The sequence below is a fragment of the Christiangramia sp. 3-2217-3z genome, from assembly GCF_051195275.1.
Taxonomy (GTDB): Bacteria; Bacteroidota; Bacteroidia; order Flavobacteriales; family Flavobacteriaceae; genus Christiangramia; species Christiangramia marina.
The window spans coordinates 350,767-369,056 of the sequence record NZ_JBNJLI010000003.1 but is presented as its reverse complement, the minus strand read 5'-3'; the positions used below and the strand labels follow the sequence as shown (position 1 = coordinate 369,056).

General features: G+C 39.0%; 19 protein-coding genes. 14 read left to right on the top strand and 5 right to left on the bottom strand.

The features are described 5' to 3' along the window. The first annotated feature begins 13 nt into the window (after nucleotides 1–13). Nucleotides 14–565: an OmpH family outer membrane protein gene (locus tag ACSHZO_RS07585; RefSeq protein WP_295181709.1), complete on the top strand. Its 552-nt coding sequence runs from the start codon at nucleotides 14–16 to the stop codon at nucleotides 563–565. A gap of 67 nt (nucleotides 566–632) precedes the next feature. Here ACSHZO_RS07585 and ACSHZO_RS07580 read toward each other — a convergent pair whose 3' ends face one another. Together ACSHZO_RS07580 and ACSHZO_RS07575 are read right to left on the bottom strand one after the other, a co-directional pair. Continuing rightward, complete coding sequence (locus tag ACSHZO_RS07580; protein WP_295181708.1) at nucleotides 633–1,028, bottom strand: DoxX family protein; 396 nt, start codon at nucleotides 1,026–1,028, stop codon at nucleotides 633–635. A 6-nt stretch (nucleotides 1,029–1,034) separates the two neighbouring features. Continuing rightward, the gene (locus ACSHZO_RS07575) at nucleotides 1,035–2,186 is read right to left on the bottom strand and encodes an ATP-binding protein (RefSeq protein ID WP_298246895.1); all 1,152 of its coding nucleotides are present in this window, start codon (nucleotides 2,184–2,186) and stop codon (nucleotides 1,035–1,037) included. Between the two features lie 68 nt (nucleotides 2,187–2,254). Between ACSHZO_RS07575 and ACSHZO_RS07570 the strand changes: the two genes are divergently transcribed. Genes ACSHZO_RS07570 through ACSHZO_RS07560 form a run of 3 tightly spaced genes read left to right on the top strand, consistent with a single transcriptional unit; the run spans nucleotide 2,255 to nucleotide 6,076 of the window. Next, complete coding sequence (locus ACSHZO_RS07570) at nucleotides 2,255–3,439, top strand: phosphoglycerate kinase (RefSeq protein WP_298246894.1); 1,185 nt, start codon at nucleotides 2,255–2,257, stop codon at nucleotides 3,437–3,439. Between the two features lie 48 nt (nucleotides 3,440–3,487). Next, nucleotides 3,488–5,068 carry a lytic transglycosylase domain-containing protein gene (locus ACSHZO_RS07565; RefSeq protein ID WP_298246893.1) on the top strand — a complete coding sequence of 527 codons (1,581 nt, stop codon included), beginning with the start codon at nucleotides 3,488–3,490 and terminating at the stop codon, nucleotides 5,066–5,068. Nucleotides 5,069–5,095: 27 nt separating this feature from the next. Further along, nucleotides 5,096–6,076, top strand: a complete 981-nt coding sequence (locus ACSHZO_RS07560) for a DUF4837 family protein (protein WP_298246892.1) — start codon at nucleotides 5,096–5,098, stop codon at nucleotides 6,074–6,076. Nucleotides 6,077–6,130: 54 nt separating this feature from the next. Here ACSHZO_RS07560 and ACSHZO_RS07555 read toward each other — a convergent pair whose 3' ends face one another. Continuing rightward, nucleotides 6,131–6,340 (bottom strand): twin-arginine translocase TatA/TatE family subunit, encoded by a 210-nt coding sequence (locus ACSHZO_RS07555; protein ID WP_026913640.1) that lies wholly within the window; start codon nucleotides 6,338–6,340, stop codon nucleotides 6,131–6,133. 157 nt (nucleotides 6,341–6,497) lie between these two features. Between ACSHZO_RS07555 and ACSHZO_RS07550 the strand changes: the two genes are divergently transcribed. From ACSHZO_RS07550 to ACSHZO_RS07520, 7 genes are read left to right on the top strand one after another with little or no spacing between them, the layout of a single operon-like run. Beyond that, nucleotides 6,498–7,367: a murein hydrolase activator EnvC family protein gene (locus ACSHZO_RS07550; RefSeq protein WP_298246891.1), complete on the top strand. Its 870-nt coding sequence runs from the start codon at nucleotides 6,498–6,500 to the stop codon at nucleotides 7,365–7,367. A 3-nt stretch (nucleotides 7,368–7,370) separates the two neighbouring features. Continuing rightward, entirely contained in the window at nucleotides 7,371–8,864 is a 1,494-nt protein-coding gene (locus tag ACSHZO_RS07545; protein ID WP_298246890.1) for a GH3 auxin-responsive promoter family protein, read from the top strand. A gap of 9 nt (nucleotides 8,865–8,873) precedes the next feature. Continuing rightward, the gene (locus ACSHZO_RS07540) at nucleotides 8,874–10,562 is read left to right on the top strand and encodes a DUF6909 family protein (protein ID WP_298246889.1); all 1,689 of its coding nucleotides are present in this window, start codon (nucleotides 8,874–8,876) and stop codon (nucleotides 10,560–10,562) included. 9 nt (nucleotides 10,563–10,571) lie between these two features. Then, nucleotides 10,572–11,114, top strand: a complete 543-nt coding sequence (gene rfbC / locus ACSHZO_RS07535) for a dTDP-4-dehydrorhamnose 3,5-epimerase (protein ID WP_298246888.1) — start codon at nucleotides 10,572–10,574, stop codon at nucleotides 11,112–11,114. Beyond that, nucleotides 11,111–11,962, top strand: coding sequence for a dTDP-4-dehydrorhamnose reductase (gene rfbD, locus ACSHZO_RS07530; RefSeq protein WP_298246887.1), 852 nt, complete (start codon nucleotides 11,111–11,113; stop codon nucleotides 11,960–11,962). The genes rfbC and rfbD overlap by 4 nt, the downstream gene beginning before the upstream one ends. 10 nt (nucleotides 11,963–11,972) lie before the next feature. Then, complete coding sequence (locus tag ACSHZO_RS07525) at nucleotides 11,973–12,962, top strand: UDP-glucuronic acid decarboxylase family protein (RefSeq protein ID WP_298246886.1); 990 nt, start codon at nucleotides 11,973–11,975, stop codon at nucleotides 12,960–12,962. A 1-nt stretch (nucleotide 12,963) separates the two neighbouring features. Further along, the gene (locus ACSHZO_RS07520; protein WP_298246885.1) at nucleotides 12,964–13,734 is read left to right on the top strand and encodes a glycosyltransferase family 2 protein; all 771 of its coding nucleotides are present in this window, start codon (nucleotides 12,964–12,966) and stop codon (nucleotides 13,732–13,734) included. Here ACSHZO_RS07520 and ACSHZO_RS07515 read toward each other — a convergent pair. Beyond that, nucleotides 13,724–15,034 carry a phenylacetate--CoA ligase family protein gene (locus tag ACSHZO_RS07515; protein ID WP_298246884.1) on the bottom strand — a complete coding sequence of 437 codons (1,311 nt, stop codon included), beginning with the start codon at nucleotides 15,032–15,034 and terminating at the stop codon, nucleotides 13,724–13,726. The two genes, ACSHZO_RS07520 and ACSHZO_RS07515, sit on opposite strands and share 11 nt — an antisense overlap. A gap of 84 nt (nucleotides 15,035–15,118) precedes the next feature. Here ACSHZO_RS07515 and purD point away from each other — a divergent pair, with 84 nt between their 5' ends. After that, nucleotides 15,119–16,390, top strand: coding sequence for a phosphoribosylamine--glycine ligase (gene purD / locus ACSHZO_RS07510; RefSeq protein WP_298246883.1), 1,272 nt, complete (start codon nucleotides 15,119–15,121; stop codon nucleotides 16,388–16,390). Here purD and ACSHZO_RS07505 read toward each other — a convergent pair. Next, nucleotides 16,382–16,609, bottom strand: coding sequence for a DUF6341 family protein (locus ACSHZO_RS07505; protein ID WP_295180392.1), 228 nt, complete (start codon nucleotides 16,607–16,609; stop codon nucleotides 16,382–16,384). The two genes, purD and ACSHZO_RS07505, sit on opposite strands and share 9 nt — an antisense overlap. Nucleotides 16,610–16,652: 43 nt before the next feature. On the opposite strand from ACSHZO_RS07505, the gene ACSHZO_RS07500 reads away from it, so the two are divergent. Together ACSHZO_RS07500 and ACSHZO_RS07495 are read left to right on the top strand one after the other, a co-directional pair. Then, nucleotides 16,653–17,576, top strand: coding sequence for a DUF6427 family protein (locus ACSHZO_RS07500; RefSeq protein ID WP_295180390.1), 924 nt, complete (start codon nucleotides 16,653–16,655; stop codon nucleotides 17,574–17,576). Nucleotides 17,577–17,681: 105 nt separating this feature from the next. Continuing rightward, complete coding sequence (locus ACSHZO_RS07495; RefSeq protein WP_298246882.1) at nucleotides 17,682–18,290, top strand: DUF4254 domain-containing protein; 609 nt, start codon at nucleotides 17,682–17,684, stop codon at nucleotides 18,288–18,290.

The window sequence follows — 18,290 nt, the reverse complement described above, 5'->3', positions numbered from 1 at the left end:
AAATTTTTTAACTATGATCAAAAAAGTTTTCGGAATTGCTGCAGTTGCAATTTTAATGGTATCCTGTAACGAGCAAAAAACAGCTTATGTAGATACTAAAGTATTGGTACAAGAATATAAAGAAATGAAAGAAGTGGAAGCCGAGTTCACTTCCAAATCAGACTCAGTGCGTCAACAATTGGATTCTGTTGCAAAATCTTTCCAGGAAGAAGTTCAGGCTTACCAGTCTGAAATGAATTCTATGTCTGATGCTCAGAGACAGGAAAAAGAACGTACACTTATGCAAAAACAGCAAATGCTACAACAACAACAGCAAATGCAAAGTAATCGTCTTAGAGAGCAAAGTACGGCCGCTATGGATTCTTTAGTTGAAAAAGTAAAGGGTTATGTGAAAGACTACGGAAAGGATAATGGATATACATATATTTTTGGTTCCAATGAATCTGCAAATATTATGTATGCTGAAGAAGGTCTTGATATTACCCAGGATGTCCTCGCTGAATTAAACGAGCAATACGGTGGATCTGATGTTGCTACTGAAGAAAATGAAGAAGTAGAAGACTAATTTCTACGAATAGCTTATAAAGAAAAAGGCTCCTAACAAGGAGCTTTTTTTATTTAAATCCTTTTTTCTAGTTCATCATCCATACACCCAAGATACACACGATAAAGTATCCGGTAAGCGTAAATGCACCAGCATAATCTTTAGCCACTCTCTGTCCAAATAACAGCATAAGCAAGGTAACACATGCCAGAATTGAAGCTAGTAGCCCTAATCCAGAATCACCATTAGATATTAATGTGTAGATACCTGCAATCGCCAGAAGTCCTACTAGTACTTCGATCACCAGGATAATTCCAACCATGAGGGGAACCATTCCTGCCAGAAAGGTTTTTGAGAAATGTTCCTTTAGCCAACCAGTATTTCCACTCCAGTCCATCATCTTATCCACTCCAGATTGTAGAAATGTAATTAGAATGAATAGAAGTATTAGAATCTCAGTGATATAGGTATTCAGATTTTCCATAATTCGTTATTTTTTGTGTAGATATCGGGTTAGTTTAATAGAAAGATCGGTCAGAATAATTTTAGCATTTCCATTTCTACCAATATGATAAATGGCAGTTTCTATTGCTTCGGAAATTTCTCCAATATTCTTACCATTTATAAAAGTGGCAAATTTATCGAATTTAAAGACTTTCGGTTTAATATCAATATAAACTAAGTCTTTAGCCTTATAATTTAGCAACATTGCCTGCCTGAAGAAGTCGAGACAATATCGAAGGAAGCTTTTCTGAGTTTCGCGATTAAGAGATGCTATTTCATCACTCCAGGCTACTAGCTCCAATACTGTAGCTTTGTTCCCTTTAGCCTGAAATGCACTCCGTACCCATTGAATAAACCAGGCCTGAAACTGTTCGTCTCCCGCATCTTTTCTTAGGATATGCATTGCCCTGGTGTAATCCCCATTAGCTTGATGTGCAATCTTCCTGGCGATTTTTGGATCGCAATCTTCTTTGCGAATTAGAAAATCTTCTATATCAGATTCTCCAAGAGGTGGAAAATGCAAACGCTGGCATCTGGACCTAATAGTTTGAATAATTTGTTCTTCAGCTTCAGTAACAAGTAAAAAGATGGTTTTGCTTGGCGGCTCTTCTATCAATTTCAGCAACTTATTAGAAGCTTCATTGTTCATCTTTTCAGGCATCCAGATGATCATCACTTTAAATCCACCTTCATAACTTTTCAAGGAGAGTGATTTTACGATTTCATGAGCTTCATCTACACCAATCTTGCCCTGCTTGTTTTCAATTCCAAGACTCTGATACCAGTCATATAAACTTCCGTAGGGATTCATTTGAACAAACTGTCGCCATTCCTCGAGAAAATGTGAGGAAACGGGATGCTTTTTGATCTTTTCATTGGTTGCAACCGGGAATGCGAAATGCAGATCTGGATGAGAAAGATTATTGAATTTCAGATTGCAGGAAGCTGCACTTTCTGAATCATTTTCTCCATTGGAATTACCACATAATATATACTGAGCGTAGGCGATCGCCATGGGTAAAGTACCGCTACCAGCCTTTCCGGAAAAAAGTTGAGCATGCGGAATTCTTCTCCGGTCTGCCGTGGTTACAAGATGATTTTTTATATGCGGAAGGCCTATTATTTCTCTAAAAAGCATAGGCAAATATAAAATTATATAAGCTTTATTATCTTCGGAAAAATTTATATTTGTAACAAAGCAAACCTATGAAAACTATAGACGATTACAACTTTAAGAATAAGCAGGCCTTAATTCGAGTAGATTTTAACGTGCCTTTGAATGATGAAATGAAAGTGACGGATGCCAATAGGATAGAGGCTGCTAAACCAACAATCATCAAAATTCTTGAAGATGGCGGGAGCGTAGTTTTGATGTCCCACCTGGGTCGTCCAAAAGGAAAAGAAAGTAATTACTCGTTACAACATATACAGGATAAGGTTTCTGAAGTTCTTGGAGTAAGTGTGAAATTTGTTGAAGACTGTACTGGGGAGGAAGTTGAAAAAGCTGCAAATGACCTGAAGTCGGGAGAGATTCTTTTACTGGAAAATCTTAGATTTCACGAGGAAGAGACTGCCGGGAATGAAGCTTTCGCTGAAAAACTGGCCAAACTTGGTGATATTTATGTAAACGATGCTTTTGGAACTGCGCATAGAGCGCATGCTTCTACAACCATTGTAGCAAAATTCTTTGAAGATAAGTGCTTTGGTTATTTATTGGCTAAAGAGATCAAAAGTCTCGACAAGGTTTTAAACAGTAGTGAAAAGCCGGTGACAGCTGTACTTGGTGGTGCAAAAGTGTCTTCTAAGATCACCGTAATAGAGAATATTCTTGATAAGATCGATCACCTCATTATTGGTGGAGGGATGACCTATACTTTTATTAAAGCTCAGGGCGGGCATATTGGAACTTCACTAGTGGAAGATGATAAACAGGAACTGGCTCTTGAAATCCTTAAGAAGGCCAAGGAAAAAGGCGTGGAAGTTCATTTACCGGTAGACTCAGTGATCGCAGATAGTTTTTCTGAACAGGCAAGCACACAGGTTGAGAGTGTGGATAATATTCCTGATGGATGGATGGGACTTGATGTAGGACCAAAAACGGTTAAGAATTTTGCAAATGTGATCAAGGATTCCAAGATCATTCTCTGGAATGGTCCATTAGGTGTTTTTGAAATGGAAACTTTTGCTAAAGGAACTATAGAACTTGGTAAAGCGATCGTAGAAGCTACAGAAAATGGTGCTTTCTCATTAGTTGGAGGAGGAGATTCAGTTGCTGCTGTGAAACAATTTGGATTTGCAGATAAGGTGAGTTACGTTTCTACCGGTGGTGGAGCGATGCTGGAGATGCTTGAAGGAAAATCACTTCCGGGTATCGAGGCAATTAAGAATTAATCGGGTACGAAATTTGATTAATTGCCGTTTGTTATTCAAAACATTTTTATGCTGAAACGAAGATTTTTTGCAGTGCTGCTATTAGCAGGAGTTTCTGGTTTTGCTCAGGAAAAAGATAAGAAGATTCGTGAGGAAAAGGCGAATTTCAGAGTTCAGATATTTCAGAAAAGTGATGATACTGAAATCAAACTGACCGAACCAGATCCGGAATTTCAGAATAAATTGCCTATTTCCGCAGTGATTAGGGATTCATCGAAAGTGGCGCTTTCAGATCTTCCAAAAGCAAAGACCATAGATTCTCTCTGGAGGCTGGAGCTAACAAATTCAGATCTTTTTGAGACCATGCAAAAGTCTATAGAAGATCAGGATTATGAAAAAGTAGTTTATGATGAACTTCCTACAGATACTCTCAAGGCAAGATTAGCCAGGCTGAATGCGAGAACGCCTTTTAACGTAGAGTATAATCCACTACTGGAATCGGTCATAAAATCATACCTGAAAAGGAATAAAAAGGGAATGGAGCGACTTATGGCGCTAAGTACCTACTATTTTCCGCTCTATGAGCAGGAATTGGACAAATACGATGTTCCTTTAGAGATCAAATATCTTTCTATTGTAGAATCGGCTTTAAATCCCAGAGCTAAATCACGAGTTGGAGCTACAGGCTTATGGCAATTCATGTTTCCAACCGGGAAAATGCACGGACTTGATGTAAGTTCTTATGTAGATGAGCGTATGGATCCATCAAGATCTACGGAAGCTGCAGCACAATATCTTTCAAGTTTATATAAGGTTTTTGGTGACTGGAACCTTGTACTTGCTTCTTACAATTCAGGTCCCGGGAATGTATCTAAAGCAATACGAAGAAGCGGTGGATCTACAGATTACTGGCACTTAAGAAGATTCCTTCCACGTGAAACGGCAGGTTATGTTCCTGCATTTCTGGCTACTTTATATCTTTTTGAGTATGCCGATGAGCATAAGTTCCAGCCTGCAAATCCAGATGTTGTGTTCTTTGAAACAGATACATTACAGGTGAAGCAGTTGATCACTTTCGATCAGATATCTAAAGTAACTGGAGTAGAGAAAGAAATGCTTCAGTTTTTAAATCCTAGTTATAAGCTTGATATCATTCCATTTCTTGAAGACGAAAAATATACGTTAAGATTGCCTAAACCTGCGATTGGTAAATTCGTATCCAATGAAAATGCGATCTATGATTTTGTAGATACTCAGGCAAAAGAAAAGGAAAAGGAACTACCTCAATTGGTGAAAACCGAGGATAAGGTTCGTTATAGAGTGCGAAAAGGCGATTACCTTGGTAAGATCGCAGAAAAATACGGTGTTGGTGTTAGTAGTATTCGGCGTTGGAATAACATGCGTAGCAATAATTTAAGAATAGGACAGTATCTAACGATCTATCCCAGAAAGCCCGTAGCATCCTCTTCAAATACTTCTACAGCCTCTAATTCATCGAATGCAAAGATCTATACGGTTAAGAGTGGAGACAGTCTCTGGAGCATTTCAAAAAAGTTCCCGGGAGTTACGGTACAGAATTTGAGGAGTTGGAATGATATGAATACCAACAGCCTTAAACCTGGAATGAAGATCAAGATTTCCAAAGGTTAAGGTTCTAAAAAAACCTAATCCGAAAAAATGAAACGTAGCCTTTTAGTATTAGCCAGTATTTTCCTGTTTTTTGCCTGCGAGGAAAGTAAAGATCAAAAGAAAGACACCCGAATCCTATCAGATTCTTCCGGTAACATCAATCAGCTCACAGTAGTGATCGATAACCAAATGTGGGAAGGTGAAGTTGGAGAGACCATAAGAACCAGATTTGCAGCTCCGGTAGACGGACTGCCCCAGGAAGAACCACTTTTCAGCTTAAGCCAGATACCACCAGAAACATTCACCGGATTTGTACGTAACAGTAGAATCTTTTTAAAGATCGAAAATGGCAGACAGGGAATGGCTGTAATAAGTGATGAGTTTTCCCGTCCACAAAAAGGAATCGTACTTCAAGGGAAAAATTCACAGGATATCATTGATGTGATTAAAAGAAAGTCTGATACTATTATAGACATTCTAAAACAAACCGAACTAATAGAGAAGCAGCGCCGAATTAGAAAATCACTTTCAGATGACGTAGCATTGAAAGAGAAATTTGGTATAGATCTAAAGTTTCCTTCAGCTTACAGATATGCTAAGGAAGAGGATAAATTCAGCTGGATAAGAAAAGAGATCCCAAAAGGAAGCATGGAAATTCTAATTTACGAGGTTCCTATGAGTTCCATAGATAATGACTCCAGCGTGGTTGCGAATATCATTAAAATGCGTGATTCTATTGGAGAGTCGATGATCCCAGGCCGACTGGAGGATTCTTATATGATCACTGAAAAAGCATATGCTCCATATTTATTCGAATCTACAGTTGATGGCAAATTTGCTTATGAAACAAGAGGTACCTGGGAAGTACAGAATGATTTCATGGCTGGACCCTTTGTGAACTACGCGGTTAAGGATGAGGCAAATAACAGATATTTAATTCTGGAAGGATTTGTATTCTCACCATCGCGAGCAAAACGGGATAATATCTTCGAGCTCGATGCTATATTGCGATCGGCTAAACTGAACTAAATTAAAAAAAGCCCAACTGCAAAGTTGGGCTTTTGTATATTATAAAAAACCGGCTTATTTATTCTCTTCCGGTACTTTTTTACTATCGTCTGTAGTTGCAGGATTCTCGTCATCCTTAGAAGCGTCTTTAAATTCTTTAATTCCGCTACCAAGGCCTCTCATTAATTCCGGGATCTTTCGTCCTCCAAAAAGCAACAATATTACCACTACAATCAGGATAATTTGTGGTGCTCCTATAGCCAAAGGCAAGATAAATGCGTTCATGTGTTATAATTTTGTTCTACAAACTTAACAAGAATAACCTAATATAAACGTTAATAAGACAATAAATTGATGTATACCTGCTCACTCATAATAACGGTCATGGTCGTTCAGGAATTCGAATTATTTTAATTTATCTTTGTAATACTCAATCACGGCTATGGCTGAAAACACAAAACCTAAAAAGAAGTTCACTAAGAAACTGCTGCATAAGTACCGCATGGTGGTTCTTAACGAAGATACTTTTGAAGAAAGGTTCTCCTTTCGTCTAACCAGATTGAACGTTTTCGTAGCTGTTGGGATTTCAGCAATTTTATTGATCGCTATGACTACCTTCCTGATCGCGTTTACACCCTTGAGAGAGTATATTCCTGGGTATTCTTCCCCAGCATTAAAGGAAAAGGCTACAAAACTGGCTTATACCTCAGATTCCCTGCAAAATAAGATGCGCATGAACGACCAGTATTTGCAATCTATACAGGACGCATTACGAGGAGATTTTGATGTACAGCAACTGGACAGGGATTCTATTCTAAGCCAGCCAATCACTGAACTGGAATATCAGGAAATTAACCGGATCAAGGCAGATAGTCTGTTGCGTGAAGAAGTAGCTCAGGAGGACAAATATAATATCCTGCCAACGGCTACAGATGACATCAACTTTTCACTGTTTCCGCCAGTAAAAGGTACTATTTCTGAAAGATATAATATCGAAAATAAGCATTATGCTATAGATATCGTTACCACCAGGAATTCGCCAATAAAGTCGGTTGCAGATGGGCGGGTGATCTTTGCAGAATGGACTGCTGAAACCGGGTATGTGATCATTATCGAACACAGTTATGGTTTGCTATCGGTATACAAACATAATGCTTCTCTGAGTAAAAGTCAGGGAGATATAGTGCGATCTGGCGAGGTGATCGCTACTGCTGGTAATACAGGTGAATTTACTACAGGACCGCATTTACACTTTGAACTTTGGAACGAAGGAAACCCTGTGGATCCTTCAGAATATATTGATTTCAATTAATTTATGTCTATAAAATCTTTTGCTGCCGGGATCTTTGCTTCCTATGTTAGAAATAAAATAAATAAATGGGCTGAGAATCCTCATGATACTCAGGAGAAAGTTTTTCAGCAATTATTGAAAAAAGGAGCAGATACTAAATTCGGTAAGGATCACCATTTTCAGAATATCAACACTCATCAGGATTTCACAAAGCAGGTTCCGGTAAGAGATTATGAAGAATTAAAGAATTATATGGACCTGATGGTTTCGGGAGAAGAGGATGTATTATGGCCCGGAAAACCTTTGTATTATGCGAAAACATCAGGAACCACCAGTGGAGCTAAATATATTCCGCTAACCAAAGACAGTATGCCCACGCATATAGAAGCTGCCAGAAATGCGATTTTATGCTATATCCATGATACCGGGAATAGTAAGTTTGTGGATGGTAAGATGATATTCCTGCAGGGAAGTCCGGAGTTACAGGAGAAAAACGGAGTAAAATTAGGCAGGTTGTCAGGTATCGTGGCGCATTATGTTCCAGGCTATCTTCAAAAGAACAGAATGCCTTCGTGGGATACTAATTGTATCGACGATTGGGAAACCAAGGTGGATGCGATCGTGGAGGAAACTGTACAGGAAGATATGTCGGTAATAAGCGGGATTCCGTCCTGGGTACAGATGTATTTTGAAAGACTGATCGATAAGACTGGCAAAAAGGTAGGAGAAATTTTTCCAAATTTTGACCTGTTCATTTATGGCGGAGTTAATTACGAACCTTATCGCGCCAAATTCGAAAAATTAATTGGCAGAAGGGTAGATAGTATTGAATTATATCCTGCTTCGGAAGGTTTTTTTGCTTTTCAGGATAAGCAGAATGTTAATGGTATGCTGCTTCAGCTGGACTCCGGGATTTTTTATGAATTCATTGAAGCAGATAAATTTTTTGAAGTAAATGCACCACGTTTGCTTCTGAAGGATGTACAGATTGGGGTGAACTATGTCATGATCATAAGTTCTACCGCTGGTCTATGGGCATATAATATTGGTGATACGATACAGTTCACTTCAGTAAAGCCATACAGAGTCATAGTCTCCGGAAGGATCAAGCATTTTATTTCAGCTTTTGGAGAACATGTCATCGCTAAGGAAGTGGAGGAGGCCCTGCAGGAAGCAGTAAAAGATTCACAGGCTGCTATTAGCGAGTTTACGGTAGCACCACAAATTAGTCCGGATGATGATGAATTACCGTACCACGAATGGTTTATAGAATTTGAAAAAGAACCGCAGGATATGGATCATTTTGCCGGAGTTATTGATAAAGCGATGCAACAGCAAAATTCATATTATAAGGATCTTATAGATGGAAGCATTCTTCAAAGGCTCAAGATTACTAAATTGCCACCAAATACATTTCAGCAATACATGAAATCCATTGGAAAGCTTGGAGGACAGAATAAACTACCAAGATTATCCAACGACAGGAAGATTGCTGATAAATTAAACGAGATTATATAAAATAAAACTATGTCAATATTAAAGTTACAGGGAAGAACAAGAGCTCAGGAAAGTTCAGGAGCGATTGAACGAATGTATATCACCATGAGACACCTTTTCAACCGTGGTTTTTATAAGCCTATGGGTGTTTCCGGAGAAACTTTAAGGGAATCCTTACTTACACTTCGTCCTGAAATTTATGGATCTATCGCGAACGAAAAAGCAGAACTGGAAGGTTTGCTATATGTTATAGATCGTTTGCCACACGGTATCGAAGAATGCAGATTTATAAACCTTACCAGTGATGAAGGTTATGGGAATTCGCATTTTAAGGCTATTATACCGCCTAAAAGACGTAGAAACTGCTACAGAATCGATGATGAGCAAATGAACATTGAGATCACTCGTGGCCGCTCAGAGATCTATGATATTCTTACACATCTTACTTTTCTATTTATAGAATCGCATAAGATCATGAAAAGAGTGATTATTGATGAAGACGGGAGCGTGAACCGGGACTGGGAAAAACTCGATTTTGCAGTAACTCAAAAAGATCCGCTTACACAATCACAGAGGGAAATAGCTCTTACCCATACCGCCAGTATCTTGGGAAGAACTTTTTCAGATATCAATAAACTATATCCTAAATTCAGTACACCAGACAATCCGGATAGATTTCTTAGAGTGATCTGGTCACTGGGAAAAATGGCGATCAAGGAAGCGGTTCAGAATGAAAAAAGGATCATCACTTTTAGCCCAGTGCTGCGGGAAAGACTGGGACATCACATTCACGGAGAAGTCTGGGCGAATGATATAAAGAGTTTTCTTACCAAAGAAGAACTTATTAAAAGACCAATTCATATCATTTCTGCTAATATGCACAGTGTCATGAACACTTTGTATACTCCGTGCGCTTTTAAAACAGAGCTGAAAAAGAAAAAGCCCCTTGATATTTACGAAGAACTAAGTGATAGTGGCAATGGCAACCTTAGAACTAAGATTACAAAGTTTGCTCTGGATAATGGAATGACCTTTCTTGAAGATAAAAGCGGAACCAATATCGATGTGCAGATCTTTGATACTGCGCAACTGGAAGGTGGTTTCCAAACCGATAAATTCGCTGATATAGATCTTTCAGAAAAACCGGTGCTTTTGGTCATGGACTACGCATTTGGTGAGCAGGCCTATGAAACTATGGATGAATTGCTTAAACCATTTGATAACGACGGAAAAGAGATCAAGCTTAATGTGAAGTCGGTTTCTATCATGGGGAAAGCCGGAATTCTTGAAGGTGGAAAGGGAGATATTATGATTCCTGATGCGCATTTATTTGAAGGAACAGCAGATAATTACCCTTTCGAAAACCAGTTAAAGAAATCTGATCTTGAAGGCCAGGGAATTAGCGTGGTAGACGGAGCAATGATCACTGTTCTGGGTACATCACTTCAGAATAAGGATATCCTAAGATTTTTCCATGATTCTACATGGAACGTTTGCGGACTGGAAATGGAAGGTGCGCATTATCAAAAGGCGATACAGGCAGCTTCCAGATTACGAGGAAGTATTGATGAAGATGTTCAGGTAAGATATGCTTATTACGCATCAGATAATCCATTAGAAACAGGAAGTACACTTGCTTCTGGAGGACTTGGGACTTCTGGAGTAAAACCAACCTATCTCATTACTGAAAAGATCCTGGAACAGATCTTCAACTCCTAAAAACCACGTATGCAAATTGAAAAAACTCCGCTAAAGGATTGCCTGCTCATCAAACCTACCATGTTTGAAGATCATCGCGGTTTATTTCTGGAGACATATCATCGCAGGAGACTGGCAGATTTTAGTGGTATTGATGCTGAATTTGTTCAGGATAATCAATCCATGTCGCATTATGGTGTTTTACGGGGTCTGCATTATCAAAAGGGAGAATTCGCTCAAACCAAAATTGTAAGAGTGATCCACGGAAAGGTTCTGGACGTGGTGGTGGATCTACGACCAGATTCTCCAAGTTTTAAAAAGACTTTTTCAGTAATACTGGACGATGAGAATTTGATTCAGCTTTACGTCCCGAAAGGTTTTGGACATGGCTTTGTAACGCTTTCCAAACGATCTGTTTTTGCATATAAATGTGATCACTATTATACTCCGGGCTCTGAAGCCGGAATAAGATACAATGATCCCGATTTGGACATCGACTGGAATTTTCCTGAAGATCAAATGATCTTATCAGATAAAGACAAAGAGCTTCCATTTCTAAAAGATGTATTTTGAAGAATATCCTGGTAACCGGTGCAAATGGTCAGTTAGGTTCTTGTTTTAGAAAGCATAAGAAAAAATTTCCCGATTTTAACTTTGATTTCAAAAGTTCAGCGGAGTTGGATATTAGCAATTTTGCAGAAGTAGAAAGGCTATTCTCTTCGAAATCTTACGATTTCTGTATTAATGCCGCGGCTTATACCAATGTGGAAAAAGCTGAATCTGAGAAGGAGAAGGCATTCCAGATCAATGCTGAAGCGGCAGGTAAACTTGCAGAAGTTTGTGCTGCAAAACAGGTTAAAATGATCCATTTCTCAACCGATTATGTTTTCGACGGAAGCAAAACCGAACCTTATCTGGAAACCGATGAGGTAAACCCTATCAATATTTACGGAGCATCCAAGTTAGCGGGGGAGAGACAAATCGCTGAAGTTATTGATGAGCATTTGATCTTCAGAACGAGTTGGTTGTATTCAGAATTTGGACATAATTTCTTCTGCACCATTTTAAAAAAGGCTGCTGAAAGAGCAAGCTTAAATATTACGACCACTCAGCTTGGTACTCCAACCAATGCCAACGACTTGGCTAAGTATGTTCTCGATGGCATTCAGAAAGATTCGTCTGCAACCGGCATTTACCATTTTAGTAATCTGGGACAGGCGAGCTGGTATGATTTTGCCGAAGAAATATTGAATTACTCAGGAAAAATAGACCAGGTAGTTCTAAATAAAACAGGATTTTTTAAGACCTTGGCTCAAAGACCTGAATATAGTGTGCTTTCCAAGGAAAAAGCAATCAAAGAGATCGGTGAGATCAAAGAGTGGAAGAAAAGTCTGCAGGATTTGATCGATGAGGTTGTCTAAAAACGAGAATATGGCTAAAAGAATACTTATTACGGGAGCAGCGGGATTTTTAGGATCTCATTTATGTGACCGGTTTATTAAAGAAGGTTATTCTGTTATTGGAATGGATAATCTCATTACTGGTGATCTTAAGAATATTGAACATCTCATCAAGGAAAAGAATTTCGAATTTCATCATCATGATATCACCAAATTCGTTCATGTAGCCGGAGATCTTGATTATATATTGCATTTTGCCTCTCCCGCGAGTCCTATAGATTATTTGAAAATTCCTATACAAACCTTGAAGGTTGGTTCCTTTGGAACCCATCACTGTCTTGGTCTGGCAAAAGAAAAAAATGCCAGGATTCTTATTGCTTCCACTTCTGAAGTTTACGGAGATCCCTTAGTACATCCGCAAAACGAAGATTATTACGGGAATGTGAACACGATAGGCCCTCGAGGAGTTTATGATGAAGCAAAACGTTTCCAGGAATCCATCACCATGGCGTATCATCGATTTCACGGACTGGAAACAAGAATTGCGAGAATATTCAATACGTACGGTCCACGAATGCGACTAAATGATGGTCGAGTGATCCCAGCTTTTATTGGTCAGGCATTGAGGGGAGAGAACCTTACCGTCTTTGGAGATGGTTCGCAAACTCGTTCTTTCTGCTATGTTGATGACCAGGTAGAAGGCATTTACCGACTTTTACTTAGCGATTATACCTATCCCGTAAATATTGGAAATCCTGATGAGATCACCATCCTTGATTTCGCCAAAGAGATCATTAAACTAACCGGAACAGATCAGAAAATTATTTTTCAGGAACTGCCGCAGGATGATCCAATGCAACGCCAGCCCGATATTACGAGAGCGAAGGAAATTCTGGGATGGGAACCTCAAGTTTCAAGGAGTGAGGGTATGAAGATCACCTATGACCACTTCCGAAGTTTGAGTAAAGAGGAACTGGATAAGAGAGAGCATAAGGATTTTTCAGCACATATTAGACGATAGAATGAAGGAGGGACTGGTGTCTGTCATAATGCCTGCATACAATAGCGAAGCATTTATTGCTGATGCGATTCGTTCTGTAATTTCCCAGACTTACCATAATTGGGAACTGCTTATCGTAAATGATGCCTCCAATGATTCCACCGCACAGATCCTGCAGAAATTCAATTCCGAAGAAAATAGGATCAGAGTTTTTAACAATTCGGCGAATAAAGGTACCGCGTACTCCCGCAACAAAGCGATTGAAGCTGCAGAGGGACAGTTTATCTCATTTCTGGATGCAGATGACCTCTGGAAGGAAAATAAGCTTAAAAGGCAGCTAGAAGTTCTTTCCAAGTCTAATGTCGCAGCTTGTTTCTCCAGTTACCAGTTAATGCATGAAACTGGCAAAAAAAGCAATATTATCATTCAAGCCTTACCAGTTCTAAGTCATCGCAGGTTGCTCAAAGCAAATTATGTTGGGAACTTAACTGGGATTTATAATGCCGGACTGTTAGGAAAGATCTATGCTCCAGACCTTCGGAAGCGCCAGGACTGGGCAATGTGGCTAAGAGTTATTGAAGAAGGTGGACCTATGGAAGGAATCTGGGAATCACTGGCCTATTATAGACTTCGGAAAAATTCCATTTCAGGCAATAAACTGGAAATGCTGAAATATAATTACAAGGTTTACCGGCTTGCGGGCTTTGGCCGAAGAGCATCGCTTAAAAAAATGCTTATTTTCCTGAATGAGCAATTCTTCGTGAAATCGAAACAGAAACTAACTATTGAATAAGCGAGGTAAATTGTTTTAGTTTCCCGCTTTTAGTGCGTTTAAGTACCTCATTTTTCTGAAAGCCGATCTTCAGATCTTTTCCCACATACATTTCGATCGCCTTCATAATACCTTTTTTCTGAACCTCAGAAAGTTCGATATCGCTCACATAATCTATATGAAAAGTATCCAGGCTGGTTTGAGTAATAATAAATTCCCTGATATTTCCGCTGTCTTCTATAATGGTTTTCGTGACGTAATAGAAAGTTAGTCCTGGAACTACTTTCCCATCTGGTAAACGGGCGATATCATTAGTACGACCCACTAATTTTTCCAGAACAGGCTTTTTAAGAGTACTTCTGGTAGATAAAGCCCCTGTATCCCCAATATCATAGCGTATCATTGGGTGAGCATAGTTATATAAAGCCGTGATCACGATCCGGCCCTCCTCACCATAGGGCAATACCCTTTCATTCGCATCGAGAATCTCCACGTAAAGATCTTCAGAATTTACGATCCAGTCATGTTTAGGATCCTCGAAAGCAATAAGTCCAACCTCGCTTGCGCCGTATTCATTGATCACAGGGACTCCCAGAACATTTTCGATCAGTTCTTTATCTTTTTCAAAGAGTCTTTCAGAAGTTACAATGCATATTTTGAGACTTGGACAAAGATACTTCAGCAGGATTTCGCGATCCTTTAAAAATTTTGCGAATAGCAGGATGGCACTGGTGTAACCATTCAGATAATTGAAATCTGCCTTTTTGAAACGTTCAAGAAAAGATTCCATTTTCTGTTCACTAAGATCAAAAATATTGAACCTCCGCCTCAGACTTATTCTATCCTTCAGTCTTTCCTGCACGTTTCCGAAGAAATCAAGAGGGATTCCGTAGAAACGGGCCTGTAAAGAGGTGTTAAGATCGATCCCATACCAGGAATAACGATCCTGAAAACCGGCCCAGCTCAAGGCATGAGCAAACCTGTTCTTAGCAAATATAAATGGATGCCCACTGCTTCCTGAAGTTTTTCCGACATAAGCCGACTTCGTTGTGTACGTAGAACTTAACCTATCCCTGAGCGGTTGTTGCAGATCAGATTTTTTCATGATCGGGACTTTGCTCCAATCGTCAAAACCTTCCCATTTGAAAAAGTCGCGGTAAAAATCATTATGCTGAATATGATAGTCAAGCAATAGATTTCTCTGCCGGTATTGATACTTCTCATATTCGGCTTCGGGGATGTTCTTAACCTCCTCGAGTTTTTTCTGAGCCCGCTGAATAGGGAATTTATTGAGTTGTAAAGATAATCTGAACCAATCCAAGTGTAGAAGCGCTTTTTTAACGAATTTATTGGTGCTTCAATGTACAAACATTTATTTTTGATGCAACAATTAAAATTTGAAGCTATGAATATTCTCATTCTTGGTTCCGGTGGACGCGAGCATACTTTTGCCTGGAAGATTACCCAAAGTGATCTATGCGATAAACTATATGTAGGACCCGGGAATGCCGGTACAGCAGCTATTGCTGAAAACCTGGATATCAATCCGATTGATTTTGCACAGGTAGGAAAAGTTGCCCTGGAAAAGAATATTGATATGATCGTGGTTGGACCCGAAGATCCTCTGGTAAAAGGAATCGTGGATTTCTTTAAGAATGATGATCAATTAAAGCATATTCAAATGATCGGGCCTTCACAGCGTGGAGCTTTACTCGAAGGTAGTAAGGAACGTGCTAAGGAATTCATGGCTCTCTATAATATACCTACTGCTGCCTATGAAAGTTTCAGTTTTGAAAGTTTACAGGCAGGGAAACGTTTTCTGGAAACTTTAAAACCTCCCTACGTGTTGAAAGCCGATGGTTTGGCTGCAGGGAAGGGAGTGCTTATTATTGAAGATCTGGACGAAGCTAAAAAGGAACTGGAAAACATGCTTTCAGGGAAATTTGGTGCGGCTAGTGAGAAGGTGGTGATCGAAGAATTCCTGGATGGGATTGAGTTAAGTGTATTTGTACTAACCGATGGTGAGAATTATAAGATCCTTCCAACTGCAAAAGATTATAAAAGAATAGGCGAGGGCGACACCGGGCTTAATACCGGTGGTATGGGGGCAATTTCACCTGTACCTTTTGCAGATGAAAGTCTAATCAAAAAGATCGAGGACCGTATCGTAAAACCAACGATAAATGGTCTTAAAGCTGAAGATATCGATTATAAAGGTTTTGTCTTTATAGGTTTGATCAAAGTAGGCGATGAGCCTTATGTGATCGAGTATAATGTTAGAATGGGTGATCCTGAAACTGAAGTCGTATTACCAAGAATAAAGTCTGATCTGGTTGCCTTACTGGAATCTACCTGGAAAGGTGAACTAAATACTGCAAGTCTTGAAATTGACGAACGGTCTGCGACAACGGTGATGCTGGTATCTGGAGGTTATCCGGAATCTTACGAAAAAGGAAATCCTATCACAGGATTGGATAAGGTGACAGAATCTCTCGTATTCCATGCAGGAACGAGTAGAACTGCAGAAGGAGTTGTAACTAGTGGTGGCCGCGTAATTGCGGTAAGTTCCTTCGGGGATGATTACAAGCAGGCACTAAAAAAATCTTACCAAAGTGCAGCATTGTTGCAATTTGATAAGATGTATTTTAGAAAGGATTTAGGTTTTGACCTATCCTAAGAATGAATGTGAAGTAGATTCTCTGTTTTCTTCGTTATTATCGTTAAAGGTTTTTAGCTGCTTCATCCAGTAAAGAAAAGCAAGAAAACCAATAGCCATAAAGATCCAGTTCAGTCCATTGGCAAGAAACCAGGAATCAAGTTCCAAAGCTCTCAATTCGTCTAATGGAGCGAGGAGTAACTCAAACAAATCTTCTATTCCTTCAAAAAAATCTTTCATGATCGTATCATTAATTGTGACTACAAAAATATAAAAACTACCAATGCTAACAAGCTTTTTTAGCAAATCCAAACCTATTAACTTAACGGTGATCGTTCTGCTATTGGTGATCTTTTATACCGGCGTGAACTTTTTTCACTTGGAAAATGGTTTTGAGATACTGGATTTACTACAAAAAATAGGTGTTTTGGGTCTGCTTGTTCTAAGCTTGTTCGTGCTCAATTTTATCGCAAAGAAAAATGAACTCACAAAGCGGAGTGCTTATAAAACCCTACTTTTTGCAATTTTCGCGATTAGTTTTAGTGAACTTCTGGCCAATACACCGGTAATCATTTCCAATCTTTGTATCCTGCTGGCTTTAAGGAGGATCATTAGTCTCAAATCACATAAATTCGTACAGCAAAAGATCTTTGATGCCACTTTCTGGATAGCCATTGCCACCCTTTATAATTTCTGGTCGGTATTATTCTTTCTGCTTATATTCTTCGCGATTCTTAATTTTGCTTCAGCATTCAAGAACTGGCTGGTACCTTTTGTAGCTTTCCTTGCGGTAGCCATGCTAACGGTAACTTTTCATCTACTCGTGTATGACGAATTATACACCTTAAATAACTGGTTTCAAACCAGTAATTTTGACTTTCGTCGGTATAATGTAGCATCGATACTAGTTCCATTGAGTATTATTCTGGGCTTGCTTTTCTGGACTCTTATTCAGTATTTCAGTGCGATACAGAAGGCAAGTATTACCAGAAGACCGGTATTAAGCATGATCTTGTTCTGCCTGGTGATTTCTATTGCTGTTGCGATCTTCGCGCCTACTAAAAATGGAAGTGAACTTATATTCTTCTTCGTACCTCTTAGTATCATTGCTTCTAACTATTTTGATAGCAAGAAGGATCGCATATTCAAGGAAATACTACTGGCAGTGCTAATTCTTATGCCATTTATCCTGGTTTTCCTGGATTAAACCATTTCCTTCAGATTCACCGGAATCTCTTTATAAAAATAATATCTTTGCAAAACCTGAGTATTTCAGGCCAGTTTGCATTCAATTTATATTTAAAATAACTTTATGTTTTCAGATAAAGCCAATACTATTTTTAGAGAAGTGATCGAACTCTATCATCAAAAAGATAGCGTAGAACAGGATTTCAAAAATCCTTATGATGCTGAAAAGAATCTTCTGGAACATTTACTTTTCAGAAAATGCTGGATAGATACCGTTCAATGGCATTATGAAGATATTATCCGCGATCAAAACATTGACCCGGTTGCAGCATTGACTTTAAAGCGTAAGATCGATGCTTCCAATCAGGATAGAACCGATACTGTGGAGTATATTGATAGTTACTTTCTTGAGAAATATAAGGATGTAAAGGCAAATACAGATGCTACGATCAATTCTGAAAGTCCGGCATGGGCGATCGATCGTTTGTCTATTCTCGCGCTGAAGATCTATCATATGAACGAAGAAGCCCAGCGTACAGATGCTTCAGAAAAGCACCAGATTGCCTGTAAAGCTAAATTAGATATACTTCTGGAACAACGTGTAGACCTTTCTGCGGCGATCAATCAGCTTCTGGAAGATATCGAAAAAGGTGAAAAGTATATGAAAGTGTATAAGCAAATGAAGATGTACAATGACGATGAGCTTAACCCTGTGCTAAGAGGTAATAAGTAG